The organism is Pseudomonas sp. (genome assembly GCF_030684895.1).
Classification (GTDB): Bacteria; Pseudomonadota; Gammaproteobacteria; order Pseudomonadales; family Pseudomonadaceae; genus Aquipseudomonas.
Genome location: NZ_JAUXXP010000041.1, coordinates 23,011 through 38,092, shown reverse-complemented (window position 1 = coordinate 38,092; position 15,082 = coordinate 23,011). Strand labels below are relative to the sequence as shown.

At 60.3% G+C, this 15,082-nt stretch carries 12 protein-coding genes and 2 tRNA genes; 1 reads left to right on the top strand and 13 read right to left on the bottom strand.

Annotated features, from left to right (window positions below; all coding sequences use genetic code 11):
* Window positions 1–9 precede the first annotated feature (9 nt).
* The 3 genes from oadA to mgtE form a co-directional block, all read right to left on the bottom strand.
* Window positions 10–1,782 carry a sodium-extruding oxaloacetate decarboxylase subunit alpha gene (oadA, locus tag Q8M42_RS08235; RefSeq protein WP_304868004.1) on the bottom strand — a complete coding sequence of 591 codons (1,773 nt, stop codon included), beginning with the start codon at window positions 1,780–1,782 and terminating at the stop codon, window positions 10–12.
* A gap of 25 nt (window positions 1,783–1,807) precedes the next feature.
* A complete protein-coding gene (locus Q8M42_RS08230; RefSeq protein WP_304868003.1) occupies window positions 1,808–2,059 on the bottom strand; it encodes an OadG family protein in 252 nt (83 codons plus the stop codon).
* Window positions 2,060–2,233: 174 nt separating this feature from the next.
* The gene (gene mgtE / locus Q8M42_RS08225) at window positions 2,234–3,676 is read right to left on the bottom strand and encodes a magnesium transporter (RefSeq protein WP_167145463.1); all 1,443 of its coding nucleotides are present in this window, start codon (window positions 3,674–3,676) and stop codon (window positions 2,234–2,236) included.
* 322 nt (window positions 3,677–3,998) lie between these two features.
* On the opposite strand from mgtE, the gene bamE reads away from it, so the two are divergent.
* Window positions 3,999–4,496: a DUF4124 domain-containing protein gene (gene bamE, locus Q8M42_RS08220; protein ID WP_304868002.1), complete on the top strand. Its 498-nt coding sequence runs from the start codon at window positions 3,999–4,001 to the stop codon at window positions 4,494–4,496.
* A 121-nt stretch (window positions 4,497–4,617) separates the two neighbouring features.
* Here bamE and Q8M42_RS08215 read toward each other — a convergent pair.
* From Q8M42_RS08215 to astD, 10 genes are all read right to left on the bottom strand, one after another.
* Window positions 4,618–4,694: transfer RNA gene (locus Q8M42_RS08215), tRNA-Arg, on the bottom strand.
* A gap of 52 nt (window positions 4,695–4,746) precedes the next feature.
* Window positions 4,747–4,837 (bottom strand) — tRNA-Ser (locus Q8M42_RS08210).
* A gap of 62 nt (window positions 4,838–4,899) precedes the next feature.
* Window positions 4,900–5,085, bottom strand: a complete 186-nt coding sequence (csrA, locus tag Q8M42_RS08205; protein WP_025165378.1) for a carbon storage regulator CsrA — start codon at window positions 5,083–5,085, stop codon at window positions 4,900–4,902.
* Window positions 5,086–5,273: 188 nt separating this feature from the next.
* Entirely contained in the window at window positions 5,274–6,512 is a 1,239-nt protein-coding gene (locus tag Q8M42_RS08200; protein ID WP_304868001.1) for an aspartate kinase, read from the bottom strand.
* A 114-nt stretch (window positions 6,513–6,626) separates the two neighbouring features.
* Entirely contained in the window at window positions 6,627–9,251 is a 2,625-nt protein-coding gene (alaS, locus tag Q8M42_RS08195; RefSeq protein ID WP_304868000.1) for an alanine--tRNA ligase, read from the bottom strand.
* 122 nt (window positions 9,252–9,373) lie between these two features.
* Window positions 9,374–10,378, bottom strand: a complete 1,005-nt coding sequence (gene ltaE, locus Q8M42_RS08190) for a low-specificity L-threonine aldolase (protein WP_304867999.1) — start codon at window positions 10,376–10,378, stop codon at window positions 9,374–9,376.
* A 288-nt stretch (window positions 10,379–10,666) separates the two neighbouring features.
* Entirely contained in the window at window positions 10,667–11,677 is a 1,011-nt protein-coding gene (gene astE / locus Q8M42_RS08185) for a succinylglutamate desuccinylase (RefSeq protein ID WP_304867998.1), read from the bottom strand.
* 156 nt (window positions 11,678–11,833) lie between these two features.
* The gene (locus tag Q8M42_RS08180; RefSeq protein WP_304867997.1) at window positions 11,834–12,121 is read right to left on the bottom strand and encodes a topoisomerase II; all 288 of its coding nucleotides are present in this window, start codon (window positions 12,119–12,121) and stop codon (window positions 11,834–11,836) included.
* Window positions 12,122–12,214: 93 nt separating this feature from the next.
* Entirely contained in the window at window positions 12,215–13,579 is a 1,365-nt protein-coding gene (astB, locus tag Q8M42_RS08175; RefSeq protein ID WP_304867996.1) for an N-succinylarginine dihydrolase, read from the bottom strand.
* On the bottom strand, window positions 13,576–15,039 hold the full coding sequence (astD, locus tag Q8M42_RS08170; RefSeq protein WP_304867995.1) for a succinylglutamate-semialdehyde dehydrogenase: 1,464 nt from the start codon (window positions 15,037–15,039) through the stop codon (window positions 13,576–13,578). The genes astB and astD overlap by 4 nt, the downstream gene beginning before the upstream one ends.
* Window positions 15,040–15,082: the final 43 nt, after the last annotated feature.

Sequence of the window (15,082 nt, the reverse complement as noted above, 5' to 3'; positions counted from 1 at the left end):
CGCGCTCCCTTAACCGATGGTCAGCAGGCTGTCGCCCACCGCCACCGCATCACCGACCTTGACGTTGACCGCACCGATGGTGCCAGCCTTGAACGCACGGATTTCGGTTTCCATCTTCATGGCTTCGAGGATGATCACCAGTTGCCCTTCTTCCACGGCATGGCCTGGCTGCACCAGCACCTTGAAGATGTTGCCGGCCAGCGGGGCATTCTGCGGCTCGCCAGCGCCAACCGGCGCTGCTACCGCCGCCGCATGAGTCGCGCCGCCGACAGCCTTGAGCCCCTCGACATCACCGCCCTCATTGACCTGCACCACATAGGACTTGCCGCCCACTTCTACGGTGTAGACCTCAGGCTTGCCGGCTTCACGAACCAGAGTTTCCTTGCCGGTTGGCACCGGCTCGAAGGCTGCCGGATTGCCGCGGTTTTCCAGAAACTTCAGGCCGATCTGCGGGAACAGGGCATAGGTCAGCACGTCGTCGATTTCGTCGGCAGCCAGCTTAATGCCCTTCTCTTTTGCAATGCCCTTGAGTTCGGCAGTCAGCTTGTCCATCTCGGCTTCAAGCAGATCAGCCGGACGGCAGGTCACCGCTTCAGCACCATCGAGCACCCGCGCCTGCAGCTCTTTATTAAAAGGCGCCGGCGCTGCGCCGTATTCACCTTTCAAGATGCCGGCGGTTTCCTTGGTGATGGATTTGTAGCGCTCACCGGTCAGCACGTTGATCACCGCCTGGGTGCCGACGATCTGCGAAGTTGGAGTTACCAACGGGATAAAGCCGAGGTCTTCGCGCACACGCGGGATTTCGGCCAGCACTTCGTCAAACTTATCCTGGGCTCCCTGCTCTTTCAGCTGACCTTCCATATTGGTCAGCATGCCACCCGGCACCTGAGCGACCAAAATGCGCGAGTCCACGCCTTTGAGGTTGCCCTCGAATTTCGCGTATTTCTTGCGTACTTCACGGAAGTAGGCAGCGATCTCTTCAAGCAGCAACAGGTCCAGGCCGGTATCGCGCTCGGTGCCCTGAAACATCGCCACCACAGACTCAGTCGGCGAATGGCCATAGGTCATCGACAACGAGGAAATGGCGGTATCGACATTGTCGATGCCAGCTTCCACGGCCTTAAGAATGGCCACAGACGACAGCCCAGCAGTAGCGTGGCACTGCATATGAATCGGGATCGACAGGGTTGCCTTCAGGCGCGTCACCAACTCGAATGCGGTGTAGGGCGTCAGAATACCGGCCATATCCTTGATGGCCACCGAGTCGGCGCCCATGTCTTCGATCTGCTTGGCCAGGTCGACCCACATCTCCAGGGTATGCACCGGACTGGTGGTGTAGGAGATGGTGCCCTGAGCATGCTTACCGAGCTGCTTGACCGCTTTGAGGGCGGTCTGCAGGTTGCGCGGATCGTTCATCGCGTCGAATACGCGGAACACATCAACACCATTGAAGGCGGCGCGCTCGACGAATTTTTCCACAACGTCATCAGCGTAGTGGCGGTAGCCCAGCAGGTTCTGTCCGCGCAGCAGCATCTGCTGACGGGTGTTGGGCATGGCCTTTTTCAGCTCGCGGATGCGCTGCCATGGATCTTCACCCAGGTAACGGATGCACGCATCGAAGGTCGCGCCACCCCAGGACTCGACGGACCAGAAACCGACCTGATCGAGCTTGGGTGCGATCGGCAGCATGTCTTCCAGACGCACGCGGGTGGCCAGGATCGACTGGTGGGCGTCACGCAACACCACATCAGTAATTCCGAGTGCTTGTTTTACGGCAGTCATACAGATGCTCCCTGTCGAACCTGACTCACCCACGGCGGGCGCGGTGCTGGTGAATAGCGGATTGGATAGCGGCTAGCACATCAGCGCTCGGCTCGTCGGAGGCCGGCTTGACTGCTGATGGCACAGATACGGGAATGGGTGTTTTCGCGGCAAAGTGCTCGATAACCCACGACATCACGCGGATCATCAGCACCAATAGAATCAGAAAGAGAAATACGGTGCCCAGGCCGAACAGCATGAGCTCGACACCCTCGAGGAGGAGTTCACTAGGGGTCATCTTGGCTCCATTACCAGCTACATGTGAGCTGCGTTAATTATTAGATAGGAGCGCCCGGGAGGTGATCCCGGGCAAAGCTGGCGAACCTTAGCGTGAAACGAGCGTTTGAAGCAAACCCAGAGCAGCCCAATGAGACATTTTCTGTAGAAAAAGCGCCATCACCGCAACAAGCCGCTAGAGCAGAAACAGACTGGCCAAACCCAGGAAGATAAAGAAGCCACCACTATCGGTTACCGCCGTGATCATCACACTGGCGCCCAAGGCCGGATCACGCCCCATACGCACTAGCGTCATAGGGATCAGCACCCCCATCAGCGCTGCCAGCAGCAGGTTCAGCACCATCGCAGCTGTCATCACCACGCCCAGCGACCAGCTGTCGTAGAGCAGATAGGCCACCACACCAATCACTCCACCCCAGACGATGCCGTTGACCAGACCCACACCCAGCTCCTTGCGAATCAAGCGCGAGGTATTACCGGTGCTGACCTGATCCAGCGCCATGGCGCGTACGATCATGGTGATGGTCTGGTTACCCGAGTTACCACCGATACCCGCGACAATCGGCATGAGTGCAGCCAGGGCCACCAGCTTCTCGATGGAATCCTCGAACAACCCAATCACCCGCGACGCCATAAAGGCGGTGACCAGGTTGATCGCCAGCCAGGCCCAGCGGTTGCGCAGGGATTTCCACACCGAGGCGAAGATATCTTCTTCCTCGCGCAGACCGGCCATATTGAGGACCTCGCTTTCGCTCTCCTCACGGATCAGGTCGACCATTTCATCGATGGTCAAACGGCCGATCAGCTTGCCGTTCTTGTCCACCACCGGCGTAGAAATCAGGTCGTAACGCTCGAACGCCTGCGCGGCGTCGTAGCCGTCCTCATCCGGATGGAAACTTACCGGGTCGGTGGCCATAACCTCGCTGACCAGCTTCTCCGGGTCATTGACCAGCAAACGCTTGACCGGCAGCACACCCTTGAGCACGCCGTCGTAGTCGACCACAAACAGCTTGTCGGTGTGCCCGGGCAGCTCCTTGAGGCGGCGCAGATAACGCAAAACCACTTCCAGGCTGACGTCTTCGCGGATGGTGACCATCTCGAAGTCCATCAGCGCGCCGACCTGATCTTCCTCGTAGGACAACGCCGAGCGCACGCGCTCACGCTGCTGCGCATCGAGGGTTTCCATCAGCTCATGCACAACATCGCGCGGCAGCTCGGAGGCCAGGTCGGCCAGCTCGTCGGCGTCCATGTCCCTGGCGGCGGCGAGAATTTCATGGTCGTCCATGTCCGCGAGCAGGGTTTCACGCACTGCGTCGGACACTTCGAGGAGGATGTCGCCATCACGCTCGACCTTGACCAGCTGCCAGACCGTCAGGCGGTCATCAAGCGGCAAGGCTTCAAGAATGTGAGCAACGTCGGCGGAGTGCAGCTCATCGAGCTTGCGTTGCAATTCGGCAAGATTCTGCCGATGCACCAGGTTTTCCACCCGGTCGTGGTGCTGGCCTTCCTGACGATGCGTCAGGTCTTCGACCAGCTTGTGCCGATGCAACAGCTCGACCACCTGGGCCAGGCGATTTTGCAGGCTGTCCTGCGGCTTTTTTGCTTCTACTTCAGTCATGGCGCGCTCCACCCCCAGCGGCAGCGCACGCCACAGAGGGTCAATCAGTCAACACGTGATTGCACAATCGAGATTCAGAGTAACTACTGGGTAAGTCCATGGTGGTTTTCCACAAGCCCCGGCGGGGCTGACGCGGCAAATGATACCACCGCCCAGGCGCTTTGCATGTGACAAAAACAATCCTAGAACAAGCGCTTGCACGACAAACTTAAGCGCACCTTCACATCTGTAACTGCGACGTGCCGGGCACTGGCAAAGGCACGCCTGGCGCAGACAAAGCCATCGACTACCCTTACACATGGATCGTCACGGAGGACGCACCATGCATGGACTGCGCTGCGCAGCTTTCTGCGCCATTCTGCTTTGCCCGCTGCCCACACTCAGCTCAACGGTATTTCGCTGCGAAGACGCCAAAGGCCATATCACTTTCACCCGCCAGGGTTGCCCCAACGAACACAGCCAAAGCCTACAACAGGCCTACAACCCCACACCCGGCAGCGGTAAACCGGTGCCATTGGCCAAACCGCGCAAGGCGAGCCGCGAGAGCAAGAAGAAAGATGAGCATGAGCTGACAGTGATCGGCGTGAAGCAGGACGGCTGCGGCAACCACCTGAGCAGTAGCGAACGGCGCGCCGCCATCATCAAACAGCAGGTACGCCTGGGCATGAGCCGCAGCGATGTCGAGAGCAGCCTCGGCAAGCCTGACAAGGTCAGCGAACAGAACGGCCAGACGCGTTACGTTTACCAGGGCAAGAAAGGCAACAAGCGCAACGTCAGCTTCGATGAAGCCGGCTGCGTCAAAAGCAAGGCCAACCGCTGAGTTCGGCGAATAAATAATGACCGGGAGTCGTTTTAAACGTCGCACAGCGACGAGTCGCCGGGTGACCGCCATAAATGGCAGGCAATAAAAAGGGCCTGCATCGCTGCAGGCCCTTCTTGTTTGGTGCACTCAGGAGGATTCGAACCTCCGACCGCTCGGTTCGTAGCCGAGTACTCTATCCAGCTGAGCTATGAGTGCATGTAACACTTGCACTGTAGACTTCTAAATCAACGCCTACAGCACTAAATAATGGCGGAGAAGGGGGGATTCGAACCCCCGACACCCTTTTGAGATGTACTCCCTTAGCAGGGGAGCGCCTTCGGCCACTCGGCCACCTCTCCGCAACACGGGGCGCATGATAACCATGTTTTCCCCGTTTGCAAAGCCAAAATTTCGATAAAAATTAGTGGCTTGGTTCTTCGCCTTTCTCTTTCTGGATGCGCTGGTAAATTTCTTCGCGGTGCACGGCAACCTCTTTCGGCGCGTTAACGCCAATGCGCACCTGATTACCTTTAACGCCCAACACGGTGACAGTGACTTCGTCACCCACCATCAGGGTCTCTCCGACCCGGCGAGTCAGAATCAGCATTCCTTTCTCCTTACGGATTTCAGTTCAGGACAACAGCAGTCTGCAAAAAAGAAAACGGTGGCAGCCCCGAACATCTCAAGCAGAGCCTTCACCCAAGTATTGACCAGTGTGAGCAGAAAGAAAGTTCCTGCTCATGCCAACCAAAAAGACAAAAGGCGCGGGATAAACCGCGCCTTTCGGATAATGCCTCAGTCGCCCTGACGGGCCGGGGCATCCAGTTCAAAAGCAGTGTGCAGGGCGCGCACCGCCAACTCCAGATATTTCTCCTCGATTACCACAGAGACTTTGATCTCCGAGGTGGAGATCATCTGGATATTGATGTTTTCCTTGGCCAGCGCTTCAAACATGCGACTGGCAACACCGGCGTGGGAACGCATACCGACGCCGACGATCGACACCTTGGCAATCTTGGTGTCGCCAATCACTTCACGCGCACCCAGTTCACGGGCGGTGTTTTCCAGCACCTGCTGCGCCGCGGTGTAGTCATTGCGGTGCACGGTGAAGGTGAAATCGGTGGTGTTATCGTGCGCAACATTCTGCACGATCATGTCCACTTCGATGTTCGCAGCACTGATCGGGCCGAGAATTTTGAACGCCACGCCCGGGATGTCCGGTACGCCACGGATGGTCAGCTTGGCTTCGTCGCGGTTGAAAGCGATGCCGGAGATGATCGGCTGTTCCATGGATTCCTCTTCATCAAGGGTAATGAGGGTGCCCGGCCCCTCTTGGAAGCTGTGCAGCACGCGCAGCGGGACGTTGTACTTGCCGGCGAATTCCACCGAACGAATCTGCAGCACCTTGGAACCGAGGCTGGCCATTTCCAGCATCTCTTCAAAGGTAATCTTTTCCAGACGCTGAGCCTGCGGCACTACACGCGGATCGGTGGTGTAGACACCATCAACGTCGGTGTAAATCTGGCACTCGTCAGCCTTTAGCGCAGCAGCCAGCGCCACACCGGTGGTGTCAGAGCCGCCGCGCCCAAGCGTGGTGATATTGCCGTGCTCATCGACACCCTGGAAACCCGCGACCACCACCACACGACCGGCCTTGAGGTCGGCACGCAGTTTCTGATCATCAATTTGCAGGATGCGCGCTTTGTTGTGCGCGCTGTCAGTCAGGATGCGCACCTGGTTGCCGGTATAGGACACCGCCGGCACGCCAATCTTGATCAGCGCCATGGCCAGCAGGGCAATCGTCACCTGCTCACCAGTCGAGACCATCACGTCGAGCTCACGCGGTACCGGCTGACCATCACTGACCTGTTTGGCCAGATCGATCAGGCGATTGGTTTCACCGCTCATGGCGGAAACCACAACCACAATGTCATCGCCGTTTTCGCGGAATTTCTTCACCTTCGCGGCCACCTGCTGAATACGCTCAACAGTGCCGACGGAGGTGCCGCCAAATTTCTGTACGATCAAAGCCATTTCAAAGCCGCCTCAGCCCGTGAAGGGCGCCCATTAAACAGATAACTCAATACCCTGCCAAGGCCCGCCGGGCGTATACCGGGCCTTGGGCTGTAGATCCGGGGAATCAGGCGTTTACAGCCCCTGCTCGGCGAAAGCCACGGCCAACGCCAGCGCACCATCCAGCGCCGCAGCATCGACACCGCCGCCCTGCGCCATGTCTGGACGACCGCCGCCCTTGCCGCCGACTGCCGCGGCAGCTTGCTTCATCAGCTCGCCAGCCTTCAGCTTGGCGGTCAGATCCTGGGTCACACCGGCCACCAGCACGACCTTGTCGTCCTGCACGCCGCCGAGCAGGATCACCGCGCTGCCGAGCTTGTTCTTCAACTGATCGACCATCGCCAGCAATGCCTTGCCGTCCAGGCCATCGAGTCGCGCCGTCAGAACCTTAATGCCTTTGACGTCGACAGCCGAACCCGCCAGGTCATTACCTGCCGCACTGGCAGCCTTGGCCTTGAGTTGCTCCAGCTCTTTTTCCAGCTGACGGTTGCGCTCCAGCACACCGGCGAGCTTATCCAGCAGGTTGTCACGGCTGCCCTTGACCAGCGCCGCCGCTTCTTTCAGCTGCTCTTCCGCGCCATTCAGGTAAGCAAAGGCTGCAGCGCCAGTGACTGCTTCAATACGCCGCACGCCTGCGGCCACGCCGCTTTCGCTGGTGATCTTGAACAGGCCAATATCGCCAGTGCGTTTGACGTGGGTACCGCCGCACAGCTCGACAGAGAAGTCGCCGCCCATGCTCAACACCCGCACCTGATCACCATACTTCTCACCGAACAGCGCCATGGCACCTTTGGCCTTGGCGGTTTCGATATCGGTTTCCAGGGTTTCCACGTCGCTGTTGCCGCGCACTTCACGGTTAACGATGGTTTCCAGCTCTTTCAGCTGCGCAGGCGTGATCGCCTCAAAGTGGCTGAAGTCAAAGCGCAGGCGCTGACTGTCGACCAACGAGCCTTTCTGCGTCACGTGCTCGCCCAGTACCCGGCGCAGGGCGGCGTGCAGCAAGTGAGTCGCCGAGTGATTGAGCGCAGTAGCCTGACGCACACTGGCATCCACTTCGGCCTTGACCGAGGTGCCGACGCTCAAACCGCCTTTGACCGCGACGCCGTGGTGCAGAAACGCGCCGCCAGCCTTGGTGGTATCACGCACGTCGAAACGCACGCCAGCACCTTCAAGGAAGCCGCAGTCACCAACCTGGCCACCGGATTCGGCGTAGAACGGCGTCTGATCGAGGACAACTACACCCTCCTCGCCTTCGCCCAGACTGTCGACGGCCTGACCGGCCTTGAACAGCGCAATGATCTTGCCGCTGCCGCTAGTGCCCTGGTAGCCGAGGAACGCAGTGTCGCTATCGACCTTAACCAGCGCGTTGTAGTCCATGCCGAAGGCGCTGGCAGAACGGGCACGCTCGCGCTGCGCCTGCATTTCGCGCTCGAAGCCTTCTTCATCCAGGGTCAGCTCACGCTCACGGGCGATGTCGCCGGTGAGGTCCATGGGGAAGCCGAAGGTGTCATACAGTTTGAAGATCACCTCACCCGGAATCACCGTGCCTTTGAGCTCAGCCAGATCCTGCTCAAGAATCTTCAGACCCTGCTCGAGGGTCTTGGCGAACTGCTCTTCTTCGGTTTTCAGCACGCGCTCAATATGCGCCTGCTGCTGCTTCAGCTCTGGGAAGGCACCGCCCATCTCGGCCACCAGCGCGGCAACGATCTGGTAGAAGAAGCTGCCCTTGGCGCCCAGCTTGTTACCATGACGGCAGGCGCGACGGATGATGCGGCGCAGCACGTAGCCACGGCCTTCGTTGGACGGGGTCACGCCGTCGGCGATCAGGAAGCCGCAGGAGCGGATGTGGTCGGCCACCACTTTCAGCGAAGCCTGAGCTTCGTTGGCACAACCGATGGCCTTGGCCGCCGCATTGAGCAGGCTCTGGAACAGGTCGATCTCGTAGTTCGAGTTGACGTGCTGCAACACTGCACTGACGCGCTCCAGCCCCATGCCGGTGTCCACACTCGGCGCCGGCAGCGGGTGCAGCACACCATCGGCAGTGCGGTTGAACTGCATAAACACGTTGTTCCAGATCTCGATGTAACGATCGCCATCTTCTTCTGGCGAGCCCGGCGGGCCACCCCAGATGTGCTCGCCGTGGTCGAAGAAAATCTCGGTGCACGGACCGCACGGACCGGTATCGCCCATGGTCCAGAAGTTGTCGGACGCATACGGCGCGCCTTTGTTGTCGCCGATGCGGATCATGCGCTCGACAGGAACGCCGACTTCCTTGGTCCAGATGTCGTAGGCCTCGTCATCAGTGGCGTATACAGTGACCCAGAGCTTTTCCTTGGGCAGGTTCAGCCACTTGTCGCCTGTGAGGAACTCCCAGGCGAAGTGAATGGCGTCGCGCTTGAAATAGTCGCCAAAGCTGAAGTTGCCGAGCATTTCGAAGAAGGTGTGGTGACGTGCGGTGTAACCGACGTTTTCCAGGTCGTTGTGCTTGCCGCCGGCACGCACGCACTTCTGGCTGGTGGCGGCGCGGGTGTAGGCGCGCTTTTCCAGGCCGAGGAAGCAATCCTTGAACTGGTTCATCCCCGCGTTGGTGAACAGCAGGGTCGGGTCATTGCCCGGAATCAGAGAGCTGGAGGCGACACGGGTGTGCCCCTTCTGTTCGAAGAAGCTGAGGAAGGCTTCACGGATTTCTGCGCTTTTCATAGGAATCTTCCAAAAACCAGCGGCCACGACAAAGCCGGCAAAGGGCCGCATTATATCGGGCCTGCGCTAGGGGGCTAGTGCCTTTATTGATAGATAACAGCTATTAGCTGCCCTCTATAGATTCATCTCGAACGAAAATCGGCAAAAGCCGCCACTACCTGATCGATATCTTCAGAGGAAATATCCAGGTGAGTGACCATACGCAGCCGTGGCGCCGCAGTGAGCTTGATCCCGCGCTCGGCGCAGAAGGCCTTCAGCGCGCCGGCCTGCTCGCCGACCTGGGCGTAGACCATATTGGTCTGCACCGACTCCACCGCATAACCCAGCTCGCGCAGGCCGGCAGCCAGGCGCTCGGCGTTGGCGTGATCCTCGGCCAGGCGTGCCACTTGATGCTGCAAGGCATACAAACCAGCCGCAGCCAGCATGCCGGCCTGGCGCATGCCGCCGCCGACCATCTTGCGCAAACGGCGCGCCCTGCCGATCAGCTCGGCTGAGCCGCACAACACCGAGCCAATCGGCGCGCCGAGGCCTTTGGACAGGCACACCGACACCGAATCGAAGTACTGGGTTATCTCCCGCGCCGGCACGCCCAGTTTGACTGCTGCGTTATACAACCGCGCGCCGTCCAGATGCAGGGCCAAGCCGCGACGCGTGGTCAGCTCGCGCGCCGCCTGCAGGTAGGCCTGCGACAGCACCTTGCCCTGCATGGTGTTTTCCAGCGCCAGCAGGCGGGTGCGGGCGAAGTGGAAATCATCCTGCTTGATCGCCGCCTCGACCTTGGCCAGGTCCAGCGAACCATCAGCTTCGCCCTCGATCGGCTGCGGCTGGATCGAGCCAAGCACCGCCGCACCGCCGCCTTCGTATTTATAGGTATGCGCCTGCTGGCCAACAATGTATTCATCGCCCCGCGCGCAATGGGCCATTAGCCCGAGCAGGTTGCTCATGGTGCCAGTGGGTACGAACAGCGCCGCCTCGAAGCCTAGCTCGGCCGCCAGGTACTGCTCCAGACTGTTCACCGTAGGGTCTTCGCCATACACGTCATCGCCCAGTTCGGCGGCTTGCATGGCGTCGCGCATGCCTGGAGTCGGCTGAGTGACGGTGTCGCTGCGCAGGTCGATAACGGGCATGGCGGGCAGTCCTTAGTGGGGCTAAAGCCCGATGCTAAAGCGCGCCACGTAGGCAAACAAGGTACAGATCAGGCAAGAAAACGCAGGACAGCTGTGTAGGGTGGATGACGCCTTTTTCATCCACCTGACGCGCATCAGTTGGTGGATGGATAAAGCGCCATCCACCCTACTGGCTGGCTACGGGTTAACCGCCGCGTCGTAGCCCGGATGAAATCCGGGAAACTATTGTGCGGCTAACACCGCGCCCCGGATTGCATCCGGGCTACACGTTGGCACTTGCCATTGGGATCAAGCCAGCTGCACGTCTTCGGCGGGAACAATCAGGATGCCGGCGCGCAGGCCGTTCTTGACCTTGGGATTGGGGAAGATAATCCGCGCACCTGGCTCATCCACCACCCAGCGGGTATCAGCCAGGTCTTCAGCCAGCAAGTAGCCAATCGGCAGTTCGCTGAAGTTCTCGATATCGGCCGGCAAGTGCAGCTTGAAGGCGTCGCTGTGCTTGATCACCTCGCGCGCCACGGCAAACAGCTTGAGCTCGCCCAGATCATCGCTGGCGCCTTCGGGCTCGCGACCCTCGATCAGCGCCTGCAGATGCAGTTCGAGCAGGTCCAGGTTGACCAGCTCGTTCTGCCCAAACGGCCGCGCTTTGCCCAGCTCCAAGGTGAAGGCTTCCGCCCCAAGCTGGGTATAGGTGTAGGCACTAAAGGTGATCGAACTCTTGTTGTGCAGCAGCACCGCCTCAATCCCGGCAGCGCTCAAGCGCGCCAGTTCACGCTGGCTGCGTGGACGGCCTTCCTGAAACGGATAGAGGGCGAACTGCTCGATCTTCGACGCGCGGATCGCGGTGTGTAAGTCGTAATGCAGACGGGTGCGATCCGGCTTGTTGAAGAAGGTTGCGGCCAGATGCTCCAGATCGCAGGCGCGCAGCGCTTCGGCACCGGTGTGCTGATCGTGGCGGCCATTGAACAGGCGGTTGATGTCCTGCTCGATATAACGCTCACCGCTGCGCATGGCGGCGGGGTTACCGAACAGAAAGAGAATGCGTGCGCGGGGCTTCAACTGGTTGCGGGCAATGCCCTGCAACAGGCGGTCGAGCAATTCAATCGGCGCGGTTTCGTTGCCATGGATGCCGGCTGACAGCAGCAGATCCAGGCCATTGTCGCTGGCCACCGGCGGCGTTACTTCCAACGCGCCTTCGGTCAGCCAACGCAAACGCGTGCCCTCGGGGGTCAGTTGAATCTTCGCTGCAGGCTCGTGGCCGGCCAGGGTCAGTTCAAGCAGTTTGCCGAGGGCAAGCATGGGCGTTTCCTCAGAAGAGCGTTTTTACGATCTCGCGAGCTAGAGCCATGCAAGGCAAAAGCAGGCGAGGACGCGGAGTTTACGAGCTGTAAATGAGCATTCCGAGCCTGCTTTTAACGCAGCAGGGCCGACGCGCAGCAGATCGTAAACGGGTTCTTAGTGGTTGCAGTCAGGACCGTGCACATGATCGTCATCTTCGTCCGCCAGACCGGCCGCTTCCATCTCCAGCTCCAGGCTTACCAGGTTGGTGGCCAGCGGGCGCAGCAGCAGGTTGGCGTACTCGGCAGCGCCCTCCTCCACGTCCACACCGATCATCAGCTGGTTGTTGCCCACCTGCTGGAACCAGATTTCCTGGCCCTGCCAGATCACGGCAAAACGCGTGCAGGAGGTTTCCAGCTGGGTGCCGTCAGTGTCTTCGAGGATCAGTTGCAGGGCGTCGCTCATAAAATCTCCACAGGTATTGGCGTAGGGTGGATGTCGTTTTTTACATCCACCACAGCCCGTAATGGTGGGTCGATAAAGCGTGACCCACCCTACTCAAGCTAATTGGAATGGATAAACCGCGCCCAGTTTAAGGATCTGCGTCAGTTCGTCCAAGGCCGCACGGCATTCATTGAGCAATTGTGGGTCAGCCAGATCGTTTTCGCTCAGGCGATCACGGTAGTGCTTGTCGACCCAGACGTTGAGGCTGTCGTGCAGGGTTGGGGTCATGATCACGCCCTGATTGACCGCCGCCAGCTCGTGCTCCTTGAGCGCCACGCGCAGGCGCAGGCACGCCGGGCCACCGCCGTTCTGCATGCTCTGCTTGAGGTCGAAGACTTTAACCTCGCGGATCGGCCCGTTACCGCTGGTCAGTTGCTCCAGGTAGCGCCAGACATTGGCGTTGTTGCGGCACTCTTCCGGCACGATCAGCAGCATGCCGCCATCGGCGCGGTTGAGCAGCTGGCTGTTGAACAGGTAGGACTTGACCGCATCCTCCACCGTCACCGCATCACGCGGCACGCACACGGCCTGGAAGTTGCCGCCACGGCGGGCAAGCTTGTCGCTCAGCTCAGCCAGCACCTTGTCGGTGTCGAGGAAGGCGTCCTGGTGATAGAACAGCACCTCGCCATTGCCCACAGCGATCACGTCGTTGTGGAACACACCCTGATCGATCACGGCCGGCGTCTGCTGGGCGTAAACCACGCCGTCATCGCTCAGGCCATGCAAGCGGGCAACCGCCTGCGAGGCTTCCAGGGTCTGCCGCGCCGGGTAGCGCTGCGGAGCCGGGAAGCGGCTGTCGAAGGCACTACGGCCGAATACGAAGAACTCCACGCCAGCATCACCGTAGCCTTTGCAGAAGCGCGTGTGGTTGGCCGCACCTTCATCGCCGAACTGACCGACTGCCGGCAACGCCGCGTGGTGAGCGAAGTGCTGCTCAGTAGCGAACATGGCGCCGAGCACACGACTGGTAGTCGGGTGTTCGATCGAGCGGTGGAATTTGCAGTTGAGGTTGGCAGCGGTGAAATGCACGCGGCCATCGGCTGTGTCGGCACTGGGGCTGACGGTGCAGGCGTTGGCCGTCCACATGCTGGAGGCCGAGCAGCTGGCGACCAGCAGCGGCATGGCGTCTTTCGCGGCCTTCTGGATCACCTGCGCGTCGGTGCCGGTAAAACCCAGGCTGCGCAACACGGCGACGTTCGGACGTTCCTGCGGGGCCAGTACGCCCTGCTTGAAGCCCATTTCCATCAGGGCCTTCATCTTCGCCAGGCCCTGCTTGGCTGCTTCTTTCGGGCTAGACGCCGCCTGACTGTTGCTCTGCGAGGCGACGTTGCCGTAGGACAGGCCACCATAGTTGTGAGTCGGCCCGACCAAACCGTCGAAATTCACTTCAAATGCAGACGCGTTGGATACTTGGCTCACAGGCTTACTCCGGGTGTCAGGGTGGCAGGCAGGCTCAGGCTGTCGGATTCCAGCGAGGCCACCGGGTAGGCGCAATAATCCGCCGCGTAATAGGCACTGGCGCGGTGGTTGCCGGAGGCGCCCACACCGCCAAACGGCGCGGTGCTGGCTGCACCGGTCAGCTGTTTGTTCCAGTTGACGATACCGGCGCGGCTTTGCAGCCAGAACTGCTCGTAACGCGCCTTGGAATCCGACAACAGGCCAGCGGCCAAACCGTATTGAGTGTTGTTGGCCTCGGCAATGGCGGACTCGAAATCGGCGTAGCGGATCACCTGCAGCAGCGGGCCGAAGAACTCTTCATCCGGACGCTTGGCCACCTCAGTCACATCAATAATCCCAGGCGTCAGCAGAGCGGCGCCGGGCAACGGCTGGGTCATTTCCAGCAGCGGCTTGGCGCCTTGGCTAAGCAGGTGCTGCTGGGCCTTGATCAGGTGCTGCGCGGCGGCCAGAGAAATTACCGAGCCCATAAAGGGCGCAGGCTGGGCGTCGAAACTGCCGACCTTGATGCTGGCGGCAACCTCCACCAGACGTTCCAGCAGGCTATCGCCCCACGCGCCTTGCGGCACCAGCAGGCGGCGCGCACAGGTGCAGCGCTGGCCGGCCGAGATAAAGGCCGACTGAATGATGGTGTACACGGCGGCATTGAGATCAGCGACCTGATCCACCAGCAGCGGGTTATTACCACCCATTTCCAACGCGAGAATTTTGTCCGGGCGACCGGCGAACTGGCTGTGCAGCAGGTTGCCAGTACGGCTGGAGCCAGTGAAGAACAAGCCGTCGATGCCGTCATGCGCGGCCAGGGCCACACCGGTATCGCGCGCCCCCTGCACCAGGTTGAGCACGCCCGCCGGCAGACCGGCTTCGATCCAGCATTTGACGGTCAGCTCGGCGACTTTCGGGGTCAGCTCGCTAGGTTTGAACACCACGCAGTTACCTGCCAGCAGCGCCGGGACGATATGGCCGTTTGGCAGGTGACCAGGGAAGTTGTACGGACCGAATACGGCGACCACGCCATGCGGCTTGTGCCGCAGTACGGCGGTAGCGTCAGCCAACGGGCCACTCTTCTCACCGGTGCGCTCGCGGTAGCTCTGCACCGAGATGGCGACCTTGTTGACCATGCTGGTGACTTCGGTGGCGGTTTCCCACAGCGGCTTGCCGGTTTCTTCACCAATGCAGTGGCCCAGTGCGTCGGCATGGCTTTTCAGGGTGGCGGCGAACTGCTCGAGCACGGCGATGCGTTCATCCAGCGAGCGCGAGGCCCAGGCCGGGAATGCCGCGCGGGCGGCCTGCACGGCGGCGTCTACCTGTGCAGCACTGGCAGCCTGACCTTGCCAGATGGCTTCCTGGCTGACCGGATTGAGCGATTCCAGGGCTTCACCCTGGCCTGCGTGCCAGGCACCGGCAATGTAATGAGTGCTCATCTTGTTTTATCACTCCCAGCAAGGTGTAGACCCGGCCTACGCC